Below are 19302 nucleotides of genomic sequence, written 5' to 3' on the forward strand. Positions count from 1 at the left end.
TACTATTTTGCGTAAAAAAAACTTTGTCGAAGTTTTAAAACTTTGACAAAGTTCTTTAGGAGTTCTAGTGAGAAAAATGTGTATTTTGATTGATTCTGCTCTTCAAAAAACCTTCAATAAAAAATTAACTCACTATTATTTTTTATCAAACTGGCTCAATTTTACTATGTTGAATAAAAGAAAAAGCAACTAAACCTTAAATCAATTCTCTCCATTCAAAATTGAAAACTAGGCCATTATCTCAATACACATTTCTCAATTTAATCTAAAAAGCGCTTTTTAATAATTTATAATCCTATTTAAAAAACCTAGAGCTTTTCGGATGTTTTATCTCACTAATATTTTATATAAACCTAACTTTTTAAAATCTTTTAGGTTCAATTGATATCCAAAAAATCTAAACCAATTAAATATATTGGTTGATGATGTTTTCAAACAATTCTTGTTTACCGCTTTGAAGATTTAATTCTCCATTTTCGTGAGCGATGGTGTAAAGATCTTTTAAACCTAATTTTCCATCGGCGAAATCTTTACCTTTTCCAGAATCAAATGAGCTGTATCTTTCTTTTCTTAACTTCTCGTATGGAGAAGAAGAAATAATTTTATCAGCAGTCAATAATGCTCTTGCAAACGTATCAGCCCCGCCAATGTGCGCTAAGAAAACATCTTCTAAGTCTGTAGAATTTCTTCTGATTTTAGCATCAAAATTAACTCCACCGCCTTGCAATCCGCCAGCTTTTAAGAAAACCAACATTGCTTCAGTAGTTTCCTGGATGTTATTTGGGAACTGGTCTGTATCCCATCCATTTTGGTAATCACCTCTGTTCGCATCTATACTTCCTAACATTCCAGCTTTTGCAGCCACTTCTAATTCGTGTTGGAAAGTATGTTGTGCCAAAGTAGCGTGATTTACCTCAATGTTGATTTTGAAGTCTTTGTCTAAACCGTATTCTTTTAAGAATCCAATTGCAGTTGCAGAGTCAAAATCGTATTGGTGCTTAGATGGTTCCATTGGTTTTGGCTCGATAAAGAAAATTCCTTTAAAACCTTGCGCTCTTGCATAATCTCTAGACATTGTTAAGAATTGCGCCATGTGATCTAATTCTCTTCCCATATCTGTGTTTAGTAAAGACATATAACCTTCTCTACCTCCCCAGAATACGTAGTTTTCTCCGCCTAAAGCAATTGTAGCATCCAAAGCTAGTTTTACTTGTCCTCCGGCTCTTGCCACAACATTAAAATCAGGATTTGTCGCAGCACCGTTCATAAATCTTGGATTTGAGAAACAGTTAGAAGTTCCCCAAAGCAATTTAATTCCAGATTCAGCTTTTTTCTGTTTCAAGTAATCCGTAATAAAAGCCAAACGTTTTTCTGATTCTGCGAAAGTTGGCCCTTCATTAATCAAATCGTAATCGTGGAAACAGAAATAATCGAATCCCATTTTGCTGATGAATTCAAAAGCAGCATCCGCTTTATCTTTTGCCGCTTGATACGGATCTGATGATGCATCCCAAGCAAAATTTTGAGTTCCAGGCCCGAACGGATCGCTACCTTGTCCGCAGAATGTATGCCAGTAAGCAATTGCAAATTTAAAGTGCTCACGCATTGTTTTTCCAGCTACGATTTGGTCTGGATTGTAATATTTAAATGCCAAAGGATTATCAGATTCTTTTCCTTCAAACTTAATTTGGCCGATACCTTTGTAGTATTCTTTATCTCCTAAAACTATCATTTGTTTTTTATTTAGTTGTTAATATTAATTCTAATTCTTGTTTCCATTTTTTATAAGCCGCTTCATAAGGCTCTTTATTGTGTAGTGGCAAAAACGTCATTACGTGGTCATTATCACTTACATTTGCTCCAAATTTACTGTAATCACCGTCTTTCAAACCAACTGCTCTAGCTGCACCCACAGCTCCCGTTGTATTATAAATTTCGATTTCGTGGCCAATTAAAGTTGCTACAGTATTGGAGAAAATCTCCGAACGGAAAAGATTATCATTTCCTGCTCTAATGACATTAATTGTGGCATTATCATCTTTTAGGCATTCCATTCCGTACACAAAAGAAAAAGCGATTCCTTCAAGAGAAGCTCTAAATAAATGCGCACTGTTATGAATGTTCAAATTCAGATTTAAGAAATGTGTCCCAATCGTTTTGTTATTAAACATACGTTCTGCCCCATTCCCAAACGGAATAACCACAACACCTTCAGATCCAATCTCCACATTCGAAGCCTTTTCATTCATTACCTCGTAGCTTTCGTTGCCCATATTATTGCGAAGCCATCTGTACTGAATTCCCGCTCCGTTAATATTTAAAAGTTTACCAACTCTTGGCGTTTCTAATTCGTAGTTTACGTGAACAAAGTTGTTTACTCTCGTGCTTTTTCCAGACGACATTTCGCTAACGGCATAAAAAACACCAGAAGTCCCGCCTGTCGCCGCAACCTCTCCTGGATTCAATACGTTCAAAGACAAAGCATTATTCGGCTGATCTCCTGCTCTATACACAATCGGAATTCCAACAGGAAGACCAGATTCTTGAGAAGCTTTTTCAGTCACAACACCTTGATTGGTAAAATTTTCTACAATTTTTGGCGTCAAAGAGCTATCAATTCCATAATAGTCCAAAAGCCAATCGGCTACTTTATTTTCTTTATAATCCCAAAGCATTCCTTCAGACAAACCATTTTTGGTTGTCGTTACTTCGCCAGTTAATTTCAAAGCGATATAATCTCCCGGAAGCATGTATTTGTCAATTTTGCTATACAGCTGAGGTTCGTTTTCTTTCACCCATTTTAGTTTTGAAGCGGTGAAATTTCCAGGCGAATTCAATAAATGCGTCATGCATTTTTCTTCTCCAATTTCTGCAAAAGCCTTATTTCCTATTTCAACCGCACGGCTATCGCACCAGATAATTGAATTTCGCAACGGAGTACCTTGTTGATCCACAATTACCAATCCGTGCATTTGGTACGAAATACCAATTCCCTGAATTTTAGAAGCATCGATATTCGATTCTTTAATTGCCCTTTTTGTTGCCGTACAAATGTGCTGCCACCAAATTTCTGGATCCTGTTCTGCCCAATCTGGGTGAATGGAAAGGATTTCCATTTCGTTTTGAGGCTCATTCAAAACAATGATTTTTTTGCCTGTTTCTGCTTCTACCAAGGCTGCCTTGACAGAAGAGCTTCCAATATCATAACCGATATAATACATAACTTACAATGATTCTCTTATTATTAATTTTGTCGGCACATAACATTTCGTTTCTTCGTCATGCGTAATAAATGCCGCTGCTTTGGTTCCTAGTTCTTTGAAATCAGTCGAAACAACTGAAATCCCTTTGTATATAAATTTCTTCATTGGCGTTTCATTGTACGAAAGAAAACCAACATCTTTTCCGGGTTCAAAATCCTTTTCTTTACATTGCTCTAAAAAGTGTCCCAAAATCCTGTCGCTTACACTGATATAGGCAATTCCTTTCTCAATATTGAACTTTTTCGGATCTGTGATAATGTCGTATTGAAAACCAAAATCAGCACAGAATTTCTTAAAAAATTCTACCGTTTCCCAAGGGTGATTCGTAAAATCCGGATATACAAAATCTATTTTTTTATACTTTTTAAACAAATCAACCGCTTCTTTTAAAGCGTTATAAAAGGCTTTTCCGAAATCCTGAAAAACATAATTATTGGCTTTGTCAGCCCTGATATTCCAGTCAATCAAAAGCAGTTTATCCTTTGAAATTGCGGACAAAGCTGGCGTAATATCCTTATGGTCAAAATTCATCACCACATATTTGTAATACTTCCCGATTCCGTTATTAATGATTGTTTTAAAAACATCAATATTATAATGGTGAAACTGCACATCAATAATCACATTATCTGGCAGATTATTCACAACCGAATGATACAAAACCTCTTTGTAAGCCTTAAACGTATCTAAAACCAAAAGCACTTTTCTAGTTTCACCAGCTACGTAATAGCCTTTGTTTGGGACAGAATCGATTACTTTTTGATCTTTTAAAATCGAATACGCCTTAAAAACCGTGTCTCTCGAAAGCTGATATGTTTTGCAGATCACATTTACAGACGGAAGCAAATCTCCTTTTTGTAAAATATTCTCCGCAATGGCATTGGTAATCCCGTCAACCAATTGCTGATACTTCGGGATATCACTTTCGTGATTGATTATAAACTCAAATTTTTCTTCTTCTTTTAGCATACCGTTCTGTTCCGTTCTGTTATGCTAAAGTAACTAAAAATCTTTTACAAAAAATTATTTTTAAGTTTAAAATTGTTATTTTTTAAATGTGTTAATCTTTATAATTTGGGCGTGCCCCGCCGAAAAAAGCGGGTCGGGCTATCCGTTACAAGTCCTCGTCTCGTCAAAAGACGAGACTGTGGGCTTTTCACTTCTATCCCTCACGCAAAACGGTTTCATGAGAGATGACGGAACATTATTTTTTCAAAAACTTAGCAATATAATTTAATCGTAAAGTTTGCAAAGCTTATTTAAGAACGCAAAGAGTTTCGCTACAGTTTTTGTCATTTAGACGTAAGTAGAAATCTTTGCAAGTAACTCCACGAAGATTCTTAACAATATTAAAACATAGCCCAAGGTTTCAATCTTGGAGACACAGCAAATGGAATACATTGCGTACCCAAGGTTGAAACCTTGGGCTATGTTCAAATAGATGTTTGAACCTCTTAGTTTGTCATTTCAATCGAATGGAAACCCTAGCAATAGTGAACACACAAAGTAAAACACAATAGAAACTCCGTACAGAATTTCAATGATCTTTGTAGAATCCCGCGTAAAATCTCTCCTTCAATCGAGATAACAAACGCAACGTAAAGAACAAAATTTCAAACAACACAACCGATTGTATTTTTTTTAAAATTTTTTTACAAAAAATCTTAATCAATTAACCTTCTTATCCCGTAAGGATCAATTGTGATAATTGAACCGTCTTTTAAATAATCGATTTTGGTTACTTTCATGCTTCTCAAATGCGTCACGCCTTTTGACAAACTTGAATCGTGGTAAAATAAATACCATTCTCCATCTACTTCGCAGATCGAATGATGTGATGTCCAGCCCACAACCGGATTTAAAATTCTTCCTTGATAGGTAAACGGTCCGTACGGATTGTCGCCAATCGCGTAACAGATAAAATGTGTGTCTCCTGTAGAATACGAGAAATAGTATTTCCCATTATACTTATGAACCCATGAAGCTTCAAAAAAACGGCGATCGTTATCACCCGCAAGGATTTCATTTCCATTTTCATCCAAAATTTTAATTTCTTTCGGCTCTTCTGCAAATTCCAGCATATCATCTCTAAGCAAAGCTACAATTGGCCCCAAGGCTTTTTCTTCTGCCAAAGGTTCTTCATTATTTTGATCGTATTTATTATTTCTGTACTTCTGAAGCTGTCCGCCCCAGATACCGCCAAAATAGATGTAATGCTTTCCATCTTCATCTTCAAAAACAGCCGGATCAATACTATAACTACCCTTTATCGCTTCTTTTTCGGGAATAAAAGGCCCGACAGGCGAATCTGAAATGGCAACTCCAATCTGGAATATTCCATCGGCGCGTTTGGCAGGGAAATACAAATAATATTTTCCATTTTTACAGGCTGCATCTGGTGCCCACATTTGTTTTTCGGCCCAGGCCACATCGTCTACATGCAAGGCTACTCCGTTATCAACTGCTTCTGATGAGATGTCGTCCATAGAAAAAACGTGATAATCTTCCATCCCGAAATGATCTCCATTGTCATTAAACGGAATCCCAGCATCGATGTCGTGCGACGGATAAATATAAATTTTACCATTGAATACATGCGCCGAAGGATCGGCTGTATAAATATGTGATACTAAAGGCTTTGAAATCGCCAGTTCATTAATCTGCTCAAAATTAATGTGTTCAATGCTGTCTTCAGGCATAGTGATATTTTGTTTAAAAAATTAAGTTCTTCTTTCTTTTAGTTCTGTTTCAATCTGCACTTCCATTTCTTTATTGATTTTATAGAAAAACAGCAATCCAGCTCCGATTAAAAAAGGGATTGCAGGGAAAATACTCACTAATAATTTGATTCCGTTTATAGCTGTTTCTGACTGCTGAGAAGTATTTGGAACATAATGGAAATAGCCTAAAAATAATGTTGTTAAAGCACCTCCAATACTTAATCCTGTTTTTAGCCCAACCATCATTGCAGAGAAAATTATTGCCGTTGCACGACGGTTATTCAGCCACTCTGAATAATCAGCCACATCAGCAATCATTGCCCAAAGAATTGGGATGGTGATTCCGTAGAAAAATCCATGTAAAATTTGAGAGAAAAATATCAATCCGATAGATGTGGATGGGAAAAAGTAAAAAGCAATAATAAACAGGGTTGAAATAAACAGAAATAGTCCAAAAACATTTCGTTTCCCGTATTTATCGGCTAAATTTTTAGATAAGGTAATCCCGACAATCATAAAGATAATGCCGCCTGCATTGAATAAACCAAAACCTGCAGAAACAGGATCGTTGCCAAAATGATTCAACCCGATTGTAGTTAGAAAATCCAGAATAGGCTGAATAAAAGTTGTCAGCTGTTCTTTATTGACGTAATTTTCGAAATAATACACATACGAGCCGCCTTTCATTGCTAATGTTACAAAAACCAAAGTGGTGAGCGTAAGCATAATGATCCAAGGTCTGTTTTTGATTAAATCGCTTAAATCTTCTTTAACGCTTGATTTTTGTTCTGGTTTCGGAATGATTCTTTCTTTTGTGGTTAAAAAAGTAATCAAAAGCATGATCGTTCCAATAATTGCCAAAGCGGTCATTACTTTTTCGATTCCGACTGCTTTATCGCCATTACCTGCACTTTTAATAATTCCGAGCATGAAAACCTGAACAAAAAATTGGGCAAACATAACGGCCACAAAGCGGTATGATGACATACTGTTTCGTTCTTTCATATCGCCTGTAATTACGCCGCTTAAAGCAGAATACGGCAGATTGTTTCCGGCATAAAAAAGCAATAATAAAGTATAGGTTACAACGGCATAAATTACTTTTCCTTTATACGAGAAATCAGGAGTAGAAAATGCCAATAAAGCCACCACTCCAAGCGGAATCGCAGTTATTAAAATCCATGGCCTGAATTTTCCCCATTTAGTACTCGTTCTGTCTGCCAAAACCCCAATAATAGGATTAAAAATAAAGGCAGCAATCAGACCCACGATCAGCATAATGATTGAAGAATCGGTTGGCGATAAGCCGTAAATATCGGTATAAAAATACGCCAGATACGTCATCAAAGTCTGAAAAACCAAATTAGCAGCCAAGTCTCCTAAGCTGTATCCAATTTTTTCTTTGATGGATAGTTTTTGTGAAATGTTAGTCATTCGTGGTTTTGTGGTTAGTTAGTTCTATCCTGTAAAGTTTTAAAAAACCTTTCAGGTTTCCTATTTGTTTCAACTATTCTTCAATTTATCCGAAAGGTTTTTTTAACCCCTTTAGAGATGAATTCAAATTAAAACAATCGGTTGTGTAAAATTAGACAAAAAAACATATTATCCAAATTTAGTTTACTTTATTTGCTTTATTTTTAATTTCACAATCGATTGTAAATAAATTCATCAAAACTTAAACTATTTTAGTATTTATTCTTTAGTTTCTTTCAGTTTTAAAATGCTGTCGTAAGCCTTTTTATGTTTTAAATGGGCATCAAAAGGCAGCGGATAATTGGTTCTTCCTTTTATCGGCCAATCGTTTAACCAAGATTGTCCGTCGTGAACGCCCCAAAAAGTAACTCTGCTGATTTTATCTTTGTGTTTCAAAAATAATTTAAAAATTGAAGCATAACGCTCTGCAAGTTTGTTTTGAATAGAGTCTGGTAATGCTTTTGGATACGGATTCATTTTTTCGCTTCCTTCAAATTTCTGATTTACGTCTGCTCCTTTTAAGTCCCACGGATTAGGCAATACGGTAATATCTAATTCTGTAAACGCTACTTTAATTCCTAAAGCCGAATATTCTAAAATACTTTTTTCAATTTCTTCTATTGACGGACTTCCTAATCTCCAATGTCCTTGAATCCCAACTCCGTCCACTTTTCCGCCTTCCGCTTTTATTTTTTTGATTAAAGCAATTGCTCCTGCTCTTTTAGCGGGCTCTTCGATATTATAATCGTTATAATACAATGCTGCTTTAGGATCTGCTTTGGCAGCCAATTTAAAAGCATCAACCAAATACTTTTCTCCAAGTGTTTTCAAAAAAACCGATTGTCTCAAAGTCCCATCTTCGTTTAAAGCTTCGTTTACCACATCCCAAGAACCAATTCTCCCTTTATATTTGGAAACAACTGTAGTGATATGGTCCTGCATAAACGCTTTCATTTCTGTACTATCAGCAATTTTCTCCATCCAAGGCGCCAATTGACTGTGCCAAATTAAAGTGTGTCCGTGAACAAACATTTTATTCTTTTCTCCATACGCCACAAATTTATCCGATAATGTAAAATCGTATTTGTCTTTCTGCGGATGAACATACATAGATTTCATAATATTCTCAGCCGTAATGGCGTTGAACTCTTTTCGAATCAGCGAATCTTCTTTCTGATTTTTTTCATTAATCTGATTTAGATCTAACGCAGTACCTATATAAAAATCTTTTTTAAAAGCATCTTTTAAAGTAAGTGGGTCTTTCTGAGATGTACAGCCTATAGTCAGCAGAGTCGTGACGGCAAATAAGCATGGTTTAATGAACTTCATATGTTTTGGTTTAATAGTTATATAGTTTTGTTGTAAAATAAATTACAAATTCAGTTTATAAGCAATTCCCATTTCCAAACCTCTTAGCTCCGCAAGACCTTTTAATCTTCCTGTTAAAGAATAACCCGGATACGTTTCTGTTTTTTGGTCTACTTCGTGAAGAAAACCATGATCTGGACGCATTGGCAAACTTATTTTGGTTTTATTCATTAGAATCAATAATTTTTCTACAATGCTTTCCATTTTAACATCACCGCTTAAATGCTCCGATTCTCTGAAAACAGTTTCGCTTTCGCGGATGGTATTTCTTAGATGTAAAAAATGAATTCGGTTTTCGTAATCGTCAATTATTTTTTCCAGATTATTTTTCGGATCAGCACTAAGCGAACCCGTACAATAACACAATCCGTTGGCTGTTGACGGAACGGCGCTAAAAATCGCTTTCAAATCGGCTTCTGTCGATACGATTCTCGGAAGACCCAAAACCGAAAACGGTGGATCATCAGGATGAATCGCTAATTTTTGTCCGTTTTGCTCTGCAATTGGCGTTACTTCTGATAAAAAATAAATCAGGTTTTCTCTTAACTTTTCATTATTGATATTGGCATAATTATCCAAAAGCGATAAAATCTGTTCTGCCGTAAAATTGATTTTGCTTCCTGGCAATCCTAATAATACATTTTTAAACAATAACGCTTTTTTATCTTCAGACAACTGATTTCCAAATTGTAGAGCTTTTTCTTTTTCGGCATCTGAATAATCATTTTCTGAATTCGGCCTTTTCAAAAGAAACACATCAAAATAAGTAAATGCATCCTGATTGTACAGCAAAGCTTTGCTTCCGTCATCGTTTATAAAATTATGATCGGTTCTCACCCAATCCAGAATCGGCATAAAATTGTAAGTTATAATTTTGATGCCGCAAGCTGCCAGATTCTTTAAACTGATTTTATAATTTTCAATGTATTGAAGATAGTTGCCCGAGGCGCGTTTGATTTCTTCATGTACCGGAAGACTTTCGACAACCGTCCATTCCAATCCCGCATTTTGAATCATTTTTTGCCTTTCCTGAATAGCCTCAACAGACCAGATTTCGCCAACTGGAATTTGATGCAAAGCCGTCACAATTCCTGTTGCTCCGGCCTGTTTTATATCGATCAATTTTACGCCGTCTTGAGGTCCAAACCAACGCATGGTTTGCTGCATTTTTATCATACTTCTTTTTTTTAATCTCGCAAAGACGCAGAGTCGCAAAGTTTTTGTTTCCCGCAGATTTTGCAGATTGAGCTGATTTTAATCTTTTTAATCCTTTAATCTGTGGCTTTAAAAACCTTTGAGCCTTTGAGCCTCTGCCCCTTAAGAACTTTAAATTAAAACCCAATACTATTTCCGCCATCAACAGGCAATACTGTACCGGTTGTATATTTTGATTCGTTTAAAGCGAAATAATATACGGCATCTGCAATGTCTGAAGGTTCTCCTAAGAATCCCATTGGTGTTCTTCCTAATACTTTATTTTTTCTTTCTGGATCATTATCAAGTGCTGTCGATGACATTTTAGTTTTTATAAATCCAGGAGCAATACAATTTACACGAATTCCTGCTGGAGCCAATTCGACCGCCATAGCACGCGTCATGGCTTCAATTGCTCCCTTACTTGACGAATACGCTATTACTTTCGGAATTCCATACTGAGATGCCATCGAACTGATATTGATGATGCTTCCGCTTCCATTCGCTTTCATATTCTTAACTACTTCTCTGCTTACAGCAAAAACACTCAAAAGATTGGTGTGAATTATAGTTAAGAAATCTTCATCTGTCACATCCAAAAACTCTTTTTTCATATTGATTCCAGCGTTGTTTACCAAAATATCAATCGGATTGTCTTTTGTGATGTTTTCAATCATCGCAGGAATTCCTTTTAAATCATTTAAATCGAAGATTACCGGAATGGCATTTTCTCCAATTTCCTTGCAGGCATCTTCTGTTTTTTCTTTTGATCTCCCAATGATGTAAGTTTTGATTCCGTTATCGCAAAGTTTTTTTGCTGTTGCAAAACCTAATCCCGAATTTCCTCCAGTTACAATTGCTGTTTTCTTGCTCATAATTTTTTTTCAATATATTTATTTTGGACGCTGATTTAAGCGGATTTTTTTAATTTTTAATTCTTAATTTTTAATCAGAAAAAAATCCGCTTTTCCCCTGCCTTCACAATAGCAAATCAGTTTCATCCTTGTTCTATTCTTACTTAATTTATTTATCCATTTCCCGGTGCAAATGGGAATTTTAACGATTTAAAATAATCCAAGGTTTGCGTTGGCTTTTCTACTCCCGTCGGAAGTTCTTTTCTAGAAAACTGCTGAAAGTATAACAGACAGGCGTCACGCCACCATTTTGCTTCTTTGTACTGAATTTCTAATAACATTTCAACTTCGTGAAAACGTTCACTGTCGATATATTTTTCTGTTTTTTTCCAGACATTCTGCATTGCCGCGACCTGATTTACACCTTCTTGGTATTTCAACGCCATACCGTTCCAAAGTGTCTCACCATTTTTCAGTTTATAATCCCATGAAACGTGATGAAACCATAAAAGATCTTTTTCTGGACAGGTTTCTAAATTATCAAAAAGTTTCTCAACTTCAGGCGCATATTGCGCAGTTGCATTCGTTCCTGTTTTAGATCGGTCGAAACCAATTCCGTTTTTATCCGCTTTATGATAATACGTGGGATTCCATTCTGGTCGTGATAAATTAGAAACCCAAGGTCCTGGCCCGTAATGGTGGCCCGTATCCATAATATGATGCAATCCAAGCGGTGTCATATAATTTACAACCGCTTCACGAGATTGGATCATGATATTTTTTACAGGTTGGATAAAGTTTTCATCGTTCGAGAAAGTGCATCTTAACCATTCATCAGCAATTGTTTCCGAATCTAAATAAGGATTCCAAGCCAGTCTTCCGAAACCATACCAATTGGCTTGTGCAAAGGGATGTCCTGTCCAATTCAAATCGTTTCCGATATTGGCAACACCTGCAATTCCCGTTAGTTTATTTGGATACAAAGTTCCGTCAATAACTTTGGCAACAGTGGAACCTTTACCTTTTTGATACGTATCTGATTCTAAAACTTCCTGAAATAATTTAGGAAGAAAAACCAAATGCGTGCTAAAACCTAAATATTCCTGCGTAATTTGAAATTCTATCATTAAAGGCGTTTTCGGCATTGCGCCAAATAAAGGATGGAAAGGTTCTCTTGGCTGAAAATCGATCGCTCCGTTTTTTACCTGAACAATTACGTTTTCTTTAAATTTTCCATCGTAAGGCTGAAACTCTGCATACGCTTGTTTCGCGCGGTCATTGGCATCATGTTCTGAATACACAAACGCTCTCCACATAATTACACCACCAAAAGGCGCAACGGCATCGGCAAGCATATTCGCTCCATCTACATGATCTCTTCCGTAATTTTGCGGACCTGGCTGACCTTCTGAATTGGCCTTTACCAAAAATCCACCAAAATCAGGGATTCGTTTGTAAATTTCTGCTGCTTTATTTTTCCACCATTGGATAACTTCTCCGTCTTTTGGATCAGCCGTTTTTAATTTTCCTATTTCGATGGGTGCCGAAAATCTAGCCGTTAAATAAACTTTTATTCCGTAAGGTCTAAAAACGTTGGCTAAAGCTTCTACTTTTTCTAAATATTGCGGCGTCAGAATTAACGCATTCGCATTTACATTGGTCAAAACCGTTCCGTTAATTCCAATTGAAGCATTCGCTCTAGCGTAATCAATATAACGCTGATCTATAAAATCTGGAAGTTTCTGCCAGTTCCAAAGCGAAAATCCAGCGTAGCCTCTTTCAACTGTTCGATCTAAATTATCCCAATGGTTTAAAATTCTAATATTGGTTTTTGGTGAATCGGCAATATTTAAATTTTGGGTGGATTTATTGGTCTGTAAAATTCTCAGGAAATTAAAAATTCCGTATAAAACCGCAACATCATTTTTTGCGGTAATAATTATTTGTTTTTTGCTTTTAAGAGAAATTGATTTAATGATAAAACCTTCTTCGTTTATTTTATCAAAATCCGATTTTAGTTCATTTTTAATTTCGCTGTTTAAAGCAGACTTCGAACCAATGATTAGATTATTTTCTCCTTTTACATCTGATTTGATTTCTGGAATAATGCCCAGCATATCCTGAAAACCTGTTTGAAGTTCTTTTTCAGCAATTTTGATCGTTTCTGAATTTCCTAAAACCACAACACCTTTAAGATTGTTTTTGTATTCGGTAGCCAATGCAGTATTTTTTACGGCATTATATTGAAGCCAAAATTTATAATCCTTTTGTGCCGAAGCCGAAAGGGAAATCAAAAGAAAAAAGAAAACAAATCGTAATGAACTCATTTGGTATTAATTTATTTTTACAATCTCAAGTCTGAAAGAATCAACATTTTATCTTCAATAAAATATATTTGATAAAATTTTAATTTAAAAAATACATTATCCTAAATAAAACAACAATTGCAATCGGTTGCGTAAAAATATAGGATTGTTATTTAAGAAAAAAATTTTAGCTCTACTTTTTTCAAAAAAATAATTTATTTAACAAAGAAAGGCAGGATAATTTAAAAAACTATCCTGCCTATAGTGCGGTAAAATTCGAGTATTAAACCGTAAATTTCTGCATGCCTTTTGCCAATTGAGTCAAATTACTTTTAACACATAGAAACATAGCTTTTGTAAACTTTTAAAAAGACGTTTCACTAATTTCAATGCACATAGATGGCTATGTGCTAAAGCTTGCTTTTTCTATAATCTCAAACAATGCCAATAGAAATCTATGTTTCTATGTGTTAAAACTAATCTTTGTTCTATTTCAAACAACCGGTTTTAATATTATCTTTTGTAATATGCTACAATACTGGCTTTTGCCAAAGTTTGGTTCCAAAGATTAAATCCTACTACCGCTGGATTTGTGTTCTCGTCTGTTCCCAATTTTTCCGTTTTTAAAGCGTAAACCGTAATGATGTATTGATGATATCCATGGCCAACTGGCGGACAAGGCCCTCCAAATCCTTTAATCCCATAATCGGTAACACTTTGAATCGCTCCTTTTGGCACCAGATTTTTGGTTCCTGCATTGGTTACCAATTCATTTACATTTGCTGGAATATCGACTACAACCCAGTGCCAAAATCCGCTTCCTGTTGGTGCATCGGGATCGTACATGGTTACGGCAAAACTTTTGGTTCCTTCTGGAGCATTTTTCCAAGATAATTGCGGAGATTGGTTTTCACCTGAACATCCAAATCCATTGAATTCTTGAACCTTAGTTGCTTCGCCTCCTAAATCTTTACTGGTTAAGGTAAATGTTTTTTGTGCAAAAATAGATGTCGAAAAAATCGCCGACATCGCCAAAATTAAACTTAGCTTTTTCATTTTATCTGATTTAAAATTTTAAGCAAAGTTAGATTTGAAAGATCTGAATAATTTTAGGCAAAGGCTCAAAAACTATCGCTAAAAGCTCAAATCGTTTTGTGATGTTTGGGGGTTACACCATATTTGATTTTATAGGCTTGACTAAAGCTTGAAAGGTTTTCGTAACCTGCTTCAAAATACACTTCGGAAGGACTTTTTTCCAAACTGAGCAAGTAATGTGCATGTTCGAGTCGTTTATTTTGAAACCATTTCATAGGTGATTCCGAGTAATATTTTTCAAATTCTCTTTTAAAAGTCGAAACACTCATATTGCATAAAAATGCTAACTCCTTTAAAGTCAATTTACTCAAATGACTGTTTTCGATGGTTCGAATGAATTTTTGGGCAGCATCATCGCTGTTTGTGATTAAGGCATAAAGAAAATCGGTACTGTATTTATCCGTGAGATACAGCATAATTTCTTCAAACTTAACTTCTAGTATTTTTGGCTGAACTGTTTTTGAAAGATTAGAAATATCTGCTAAACTATCTACAAAACGTTTTAAAAAATCGTCATAATCGAATGCATAAACTGATTTTGGCTCAATTGATTCTGATTTTTCAGATTCTATTTTTCTAATGAAATTGTGAAGCATTTCATTAGAAAAAAACAAAAGAACACTTTTATAAAGAGAAGTCTCAGAAACTCTTTTTTCTGTCATTAAACAATTTCCAGATCGCATTATAATAAACTTAGAAGGCGTTATAGACAATTCTTCATTATCAAAAATGACTTCTTTGGTTCCTTCAATCAAAAAACTGATAATATTTTGATTTAGAATAATCTGTTGTTTCGAAACGTCTTTAGAACTGCTGTAACCCACAACATGTACCTGCTGTGATTTTTCTAAATTCATTTCGTCTGGAAGTGTAATTGTTTTCATAAAAAAATATCGGCTTACCAAAGGAATCGATAAGCCTTATTATTTAGAATGTTCTTGATTTTATTTTTGGGTAGATTCTCTTGCGAGCACTTCTGTGTTTAAAAAGGTAATTTCTTTGGCGTCATCATTTTTAGCCGATTTCAAGTTTTTTATAATAATTTCCGCTGCCGCTTTTCCCATTTTTTCTGCGGGATGCGTTATAGTCGACAAATTAGGGTCGATAATCTGCGAAATTGGGTCATTATTAAAACCAATCACTTTAAATTCTTCAGGTACTTTTATACCTCGTTTTTTAGCGGTCTGCACCGCACTTACTGCCAGAATATCTCCTGGAGCAAATAATCCATCTGGCATTGGTTTTAAATCAAATAAAGCGTTGCTGGCTTTTACACCATCTTCGTAAGTAACTGAATTTAAATTGATAATGAGATTCTCATCTATATCAACATTATGATCTTTTAAGGCTTCGATATAACCTCTTTTTCTCTCACTGTATAAATTTCCCAATTCTGATCCTGCCGTAATGTGCGCAATACGAATACAGCCCTGTTCAATAAGGTGTTTGGTTGCTTTATAACCTGCTGAATAATTGTCGATTACTACTCTAAAAGTATTGTAATTTTTCGGAACCCTGTCGACAAAAACTAATGGAATATTATTGTTTGAGAATTGATGAAAATGAGCCGTATCACGAGTTTCCATTGCCAGCGAACAAATTACACCGCTTACACGGTTGCTGTACAAAGATTTCGCCATGTTTACTTCTTCTTCGTACGAGTCGTGTGACTGCATGATAATTACCGTATAATCAGATTTTTGAGCCGTTATTTCGATTCCGCTGATTAATGACGATAGAAAGGGCTGTGTAACGGTAGGAATCAAAACGCCAATGGTTCTGGTTTTGTTGCCACGCAAACCTGCAGCTAAAGTATTTGGGACAAATCCCATTTCTTCAGCGGTTTTTTTCACTTTCTTTATCGTTTTGTCACTAATGGTATGATGATCTTTTAAAGCTCGTGAAATGGTTGATGTTGCCAGATTAAGTCTTTCGGCAATATCGTAAATCGTTACATGTTTATTCTCTTCCATAAAACAACTAATAGAAGATGTAAATATAAACTATTTTCTTTCAAGATGGTCTTTTCGACAACGGTATAAAAGTAAAATGCCTCTAATACCAAAAGTACAAGAGACATTTAAAAATGGTTTTCCGACACATTATTTCTTGATATCATTCTTTTTATCTTTTAGAATTTTACCGTCTTTGGTAAATTCTAAATCAATTTTATTGGTCAAATCTACATCGAGGTCTTTGTGTCCATAGTCAATGTGCGTTATTTTTTCGTTGGGATGATTTTTGGCTACATAGGCTTTGATATTTTCCGGAATAAACGCGGTTGGAATTGGTTTGTCTCCACCGTCAACTTCACGATACGAGCCGTCTTTCCAGAATTCAACTTCTGTTCCGTCTTTTAATTTCACTTCAAAGCCTTTTTCTCCGTGTTCAGCATCTTTTTTAGCGATTTCTACCGTGGTGTGACTAAAGTGTTTTTTCAGAAATTCCTGTGCTGGTTTTGGCAGTTCAGTTACTTCAATTTTCTTCTGTGCGCTGGCCGATATGGTTATGGATAACCATGCAATGGCTAAAAATATTTTCGTTTTCATAATTTGATTTTTTAAGTATAGTCTCACTAATTTACTGTAAGAAAATTTACATTCAAATCAATTTAAGAAAGTTTTAATCTTTTTTAAACTCATAATCAATTGATTCACAAACGATTTAAAAACATTATTATATCACAACTTCGCTTAAAAAATTTATTTTTCGAAAGATTTTTTTCAATTGTTTTGTAGTACTTTTACCTTCTGGCCAATAATAAATTGACTATTTAAATCCCAAGTTTACAAGACTTTAAAATTATTCTAATTCTTATTTAGAGTACAAACCAAAAACGTATGATAATCTGGTCAAGAAGATTTTATGTATTGATCTTCATCTTTTTATCGTTCAGTCTGCAAGCACAGATTGAAAATAAAAAGAGGACTTTTGTTGTCAAAAAAACTTCCATAAAACAGGATCCTAAAATTCTGGCTCTTTATGAATTATACAATAAAGGAGATGAAAAAAAGGCTTATAAAAAGGCTCATTTTCTTTTAAAATCGAAAGCTGATAACCGCGTTATTGCTAGTACAAATTTGCTTCTGGCGTATTATTTCAATAAAAGGGCGGTAATCGATTCTTCAATTTACTACACCAATCAGGCTTTGAAGTACAATACGGTTGTAAATGATTCTTTAAAAAGCCGACTTTTTTCTCTAGGATATAATCTCCTGGCGATTAATTACAAAAAAAGAGGTCTTTTAAACGAAAGTAAAAAATGGCATCTTAAAGGTATCGAGGCTTCTCAAAAATACAATGAAAAGAATCTTTTTTACACGCATACTCATGGTTTGGCGCAGACGTATACGGAATTGGGCGATTATCAAAATGCTTTACGGTTGTTTAAACAGTGTTTGGAGTATAATGATGATCCTGAAATAATTGTGGGAAGCTACATCAATATTGGTGATATTTATTCGAGGCTGAAAGATTATGACAATGCGAATATCTTTTTCAAAAAAGGAAAAACGCTGTGCGAGAAAACGAATAATTATCAGGCAAAAGTTATTATTCTCCTAGGATTAGGTGAAAATTATCAATTACAAAACAAGTATCAAGAGGCTTTAAAAATGTTTCAGGAAGCGCTTGTCATTGCCGATAAAAATGAATTGAATCAATTGTCAGTGGTTTCAAGAAGTAATATTGGAGATTGTTATATTTCATTGAAAAAATACAATGAAGCAAGATTGATCTTTTCGGAAGCGCTTCAGAAATCGGTACATTTTGGGTTGCTGCAAAACCAAACGTATATTTATGACGAATTGCGAAAAATTGCGATTCAACAGGATGATTTTAAAAGTGCGTATTCGTTTTTTGAAAAGTCAACTCGCCTAAAAGATTCCATTTCTAAACTGGAAAGGATTAAGGAAATCAATGAATTGGAAGTCAAATATAAAACGGCTCAGAAACAAAAGGAAATCGAGTCTTTGACATTTGAAAATGAGGCTAAAAAATTAACTCTGGCGAATCAGGAAGAGGCAATTAAAAACATGCTTCTGCAGGAGGAAATTTCGAAGAAAAACAATGAAAATACGATTCTGGCCTATCAAAATTATTCGAATAAAAAACGAAATGAGATTTCGCTACTAAAGAAAGATCAGCAGTTGAAGGCTTTAGAAATTAATCAGGAAAAGAAAATCAGATTGTTTACAATTATCGCTTTTTTGATTTTACTGATTCCAATAATGGGTCTTTTGTTTCAGTATTACAAACGTTTCAAGGTTCAGCATTTACTGAATATTAAACAGGCAGAAATCAGTTCGCAAAAAATAAATGGCATTTTAAAAGAGCAGGAATTGGAGTTAATTAAGGCTTCAATAAGCGGACAGGATATGGAAAGGCAGCGTATTTCGCAGGAACTTCATGACAGCATTGGCGGCAATCTGGCCGCTATCAAATTGCAGGTGAATCATTTGAATTCGTCTAATTTTTCAAATATTCAGAAAATCAGTCAGCAATTGGATGAAACATATCAGCAGGTTCGAAATTTATCGCATACGCTTCTTCCGAAGAAGTTCAGCCAGAATAAATTTTTAGAGGTTTTAGAATCGTATTTGAAAAATATCAGCAGTGCGAGTAAAATCAAGATTACGCATATTCCTTATCCAAGGAAAGAGATTAATGAGCTTGATGAAAATATTCAGATTGAAATTTTTAAAATGATTCAGGAACTTTTAACCAACACGATTAAACATGCCAAAGCTTCTGAAGTGGAGATTCAGCTGAATTATATCGAGAATAGTTTAAATCTTTTATTTGAGGATAACGGAATTGGTTTTGAAACCGAAAATTATACAAAAGGTATTGGTTTTATTAATCTGGAAAACCGAATCAGCAAATTAAATGGTTCGTTTGAAATGGATTCTAAATTGAAGCGAGGCAGTATTTTTAATATCGAAATTCCTGTTTCACAGCCAAAATCAAAAACTAAAATAAAAGGCATTGATTTGAAAAATCAGCTTGATGAATTGAAAAGCAACTAATA

Annotated in this window: 14 protein-coding genes; 1 reads left to right on the plus strand and 13 read right to left on the minus strand. The window is 34.8% G+C overall.

The genetic code is table 11. The features are described 5' to 3' along the window. Nucleotides 1–406: 406 nt before the first annotated feature. The 13 genes from xylA to P2W75_RS14410 form a co-directional block, all read right to left on the minus strand. Nucleotides 407–1732: a xylose isomerase gene (xylA, locus tag P2W75_RS14350; RefSeq protein WP_276380983.1), complete on the minus strand. Its 1326-nt coding sequence runs from the start codon at nucleotides 1730–1732 to the stop codon at nucleotides 407–409. Between the two features lie 7 nt (nucleotides 1733–1739). Next, nucleotides 1740–3221, minus strand: a complete 1482-nt coding sequence (locus P2W75_RS14355) for a xylulokinase (protein ID WP_276380984.1) — start codon at nucleotides 3219–3221, stop codon at nucleotides 1740–1742. A gap of 3 nt (nucleotides 3222–3224) precedes the next feature. Further along, complete coding sequence (locus P2W75_RS14360) at nucleotides 3225–4232, minus strand: GntR family transcriptional regulator (protein ID WP_276380985.1); 1008 nt, start codon at nucleotides 4230–4232, stop codon at nucleotides 3225–3227. Nucleotides 4233–4927: 695 nt separating this feature from the next. Next, nucleotides 4928–5962 (minus strand): glycoside hydrolase family 43 protein, encoded by a 1035-nt coding sequence (locus P2W75_RS14365; RefSeq protein ID WP_276380986.1) that lies wholly within the window; start codon nucleotides 5960–5962, stop codon nucleotides 4928–4930. 21 nt (nucleotides 5963–5983) lie between these two features. Further along, nucleotides 5984–7417 carry an MFS transporter gene (locus tag P2W75_RS14370; RefSeq protein WP_276380987.1) on the minus strand — a complete coding sequence of 478 codons (1434 nt, stop codon included), beginning with the start codon at nucleotides 7415–7417 and terminating at the stop codon, nucleotides 5984–5986. Nucleotides 7418–7675: 258 nt separating this feature from the next. Continuing rightward, nucleotides 7676–8785 carry an endo-1,4-beta-xylanase gene (locus P2W75_RS14375; RefSeq protein ID WP_276380988.1) on the minus strand — a complete coding sequence of 370 codons (1110 nt, stop codon included), beginning with the start codon at nucleotides 8783–8785 and terminating at the stop codon, nucleotides 7676–7678. 42 nt (nucleotides 8786–8827) lie between these two features. Continuing rightward, entirely contained in the window at nucleotides 8828–9991 is a 1164-nt protein-coding gene (gene uxuA / locus P2W75_RS14380; protein ID WP_276381008.1) for a mannonate dehydratase, read from the minus strand. 164 nt (nucleotides 9992–10155) lie between these two features. After that, the gene (locus tag P2W75_RS14385; protein WP_276380989.1) at nucleotides 10156–10893 is read right to left on the minus strand and encodes an SDR family NAD(P)-dependent oxidoreductase; all 738 of its coding nucleotides are present in this window, start codon (nucleotides 10891–10893) and stop codon (nucleotides 10156–10158) included. A gap of 152 nt (nucleotides 10894–11045) precedes the next feature. Next, on the minus strand, nucleotides 11046–13199 hold the full coding sequence (locus P2W75_RS14390) for an alpha-glucuronidase family glycosyl hydrolase (RefSeq protein ID WP_276380990.1): 2154 nt from the start codon (nucleotides 13197–13199) through the stop codon (nucleotides 11046–11048). Between the two features lie 492 nt (nucleotides 13200–13691). Then, nucleotides 13692–14234, minus strand: a complete 543-nt coding sequence (locus P2W75_RS14395; RefSeq protein WP_276380991.1) for a YbhB/YbcL family Raf kinase inhibitor-like protein — start codon at nucleotides 14232–14234, stop codon at nucleotides 13692–13694. An 86-nt stretch (nucleotides 14235–14320) separates the two neighbouring features. Then, nucleotides 14321–15157: an AraC family transcriptional regulator gene (locus tag P2W75_RS14400; RefSeq protein WP_276380992.1), complete on the minus strand. Its 837-nt coding sequence runs from the start codon at nucleotides 15155–15157 to the stop codon at nucleotides 14321–14323. A 60-nt stretch (nucleotides 15158–15217) separates the two neighbouring features. Beyond that, nucleotides 15218–16246 carry a LacI family DNA-binding transcriptional regulator gene (locus P2W75_RS14405; RefSeq protein ID WP_207297457.1) on the minus strand — a complete coding sequence of 343 codons (1029 nt, stop codon included), beginning with the start codon at nucleotides 16244–16246 and terminating at the stop codon, nucleotides 15218–15220. Nucleotides 16247–16375: 129 nt separating this feature from the next. Continuing rightward, nucleotides 16376–16822 carry a PepSY-like domain-containing protein gene (locus P2W75_RS14410; protein WP_207297458.1) on the minus strand — a complete coding sequence of 149 codons (447 nt, stop codon included), beginning with the start codon at nucleotides 16820–16822 and terminating at the stop codon, nucleotides 16376–16378. Nucleotides 16823–17113: 291 nt separating this feature from the next. On the opposite strand from P2W75_RS14410, the gene P2W75_RS14415 reads away from it, so the two are divergent. Beyond that, complete coding sequence (locus tag P2W75_RS14415) at nucleotides 17114–19300, plus strand: tetratricopeptide repeat-containing sensor histidine kinase (protein ID WP_276380993.1); 2187 nt, start codon at nucleotides 17114–17116, stop codon at nucleotides 19298–19300. Nucleotides 19301–19302 lie beyond the last annotated feature (2 nt).

The sequence above is a fragment of the Flavobacterium sp. H4147 genome (assembly GCF_029360735.1).
In the GTDB taxonomy this organism is placed as follows: Bacteria; Bacteroidota; Bacteroidia; order Flavobacteriales; family Flavobacteriaceae; genus Flavobacterium; species Flavobacterium endoglycinae.

Coding starts and splice junctions, on each gene's coding strand:
- xylA (WP_276380983.1), bottom strand. CDS start 1,732: ATGATAGTTTTAGGAGATAAAGAATACTACAAAGGTATCGGCCAAATT.
- P2W75_RS14355 (WP_276380984.1), bottom strand. CDS start 3,221: ATGTATTATATCGGTTATGATATTGGAAGCTCTTCTGTCAAGGCAGCC.
- P2W75_RS14360 (WP_276380985.1), bottom strand. CDS start 4,232: ATGCTAAAAGAAGAAGAAAAATTTGAGTTTATAATCAATCACGAAAGT.
- P2W75_RS14365 (WP_276380986.1), bottom strand. CDS start 5,962: ATGCCTGAAGACAGCATTGAACACATTAATTTTGAGCAGATTAATGAA.
- P2W75_RS14370 (WP_276380987.1), bottom strand. CDS start 7,417: ATGACTAACATTTCACAAAAACTATCCATCAAAGAAAAAATTGGATAC.
- P2W75_RS14375 (WP_276380988.1), bottom strand. CDS start 8,785: ATGAAGTTCATTAAACCATGCTTATTTGCCGTCACGACTCTGCTGACT.
- uxuA (WP_276381008.1), bottom strand. CDS start 9,991: ATGCAGCAAACCATGCGTTGGTTTGGACCTCAAGACGGCGTAAAATTG.
- P2W75_RS14385 (WP_276380989.1), bottom strand. CDS start 10,893: ATGAGCAAGAAAACAGCAATTGTAACTGGAGGAAATTCGGGATTAGGT.
- P2W75_RS14390 (WP_276380990.1), bottom strand. CDS start 13,199: ATGAGTTCATTACGATTTGTTTTCTTTTTTCTTTTGATTTCCCTTTCG.
- P2W75_RS14395 (WP_276380991.1), bottom strand. CDS start 14,234: ATGAAAAAGCTAAGTTTAATTTTGGCGATGTCGGCGATTTTTTCGACA.
- P2W75_RS14400 (WP_276380992.1), bottom strand. CDS start 15,157: ATGAAAACAATTACACTTCCAGACGAAATGAATTTAGAAAAATCACAG.
- P2W75_RS14405 (WP_207297457.1), bottom strand. CDS start 16,246: ATGGAAGAGAATAAACATGTAACGATTTACGATATTGCCGAAAGACTT.
- P2W75_RS14410 (WP_207297458.1), bottom strand. CDS start 16,822: ATGAAAACGAAAATATTTTTAGCCATTGCATGGTTATCCATAACCATA.
- P2W75_RS14415 (WP_276380993.1), top strand. CDS start 17,114: ATGATAATCTGGTCAAGAAGATTTTATGTATTGATCTTCATCTTTTTA.